The organism is Paracoccus sp. SM22M-07 (genome assembly GCF_001887735.1).
Lineage (GTDB): Bacteria > Pseudomonadota > Alphaproteobacteria > Rhodobacterales > Rhodobacteraceae > Paracoccus.
Genome location: NZ_JPKW01000052.1, coordinates 1 through 334 on the forward strand (window position 1 = coordinate 1; position 334 = coordinate 334).

The window sequence follows — 334 nt, forward strand, 5'->3', positions numbered from 1 at the left end:
CGCAACTTCAACCCGCCCGCTGCCATGTGCGGACGCATCTGCGTGGCCGAGGTCGAGGAGATCGTCCCGCGCGGCAGCCTGGACCCCGACCAGATCCACCTGCCGGGCATCTATGTCCACCGCATCGTGCAGGGCCACCACGAAAAGCGCATCGAACAGCGCACCACCCGCAAGCAGGAGGTCGCGTGATGGCCGAGGCACCCAAAGGCTGGGACCGCAACCGCATGGCCGCCCGCGCCGCGCAGGAGCTGGAAGACGGCATGTACGTGAACCTGGGGATCGGCATCCCGACCCTGGTCGCCAATTACGTGGGCGACAAGGACATCACGCTGCA

The 334-nt window shown here is 67.1% G+C and carries 2 protein-coding genes; both read left to right on the forward strand.

Translation table 11 applies throughout. From position 1 onward, the window contains the following. A partial coding sequence (locus IE00_RS19375) for a CoA-transferase (RefSeq protein ID WP_305790328.1) occupies positions 1 to 189 on the forward strand: 189 nt, incomplete at its 5' end. Then, on the forward strand, positions 189 to 334 hold a 146-nt coding region (locus IE00_RS19380), incomplete at its 3' end, for a CoA-transferase (RefSeq protein WP_305790329.1). The genes IE00_RS19375 and IE00_RS19380, both read left to right, overlap by 1 nt.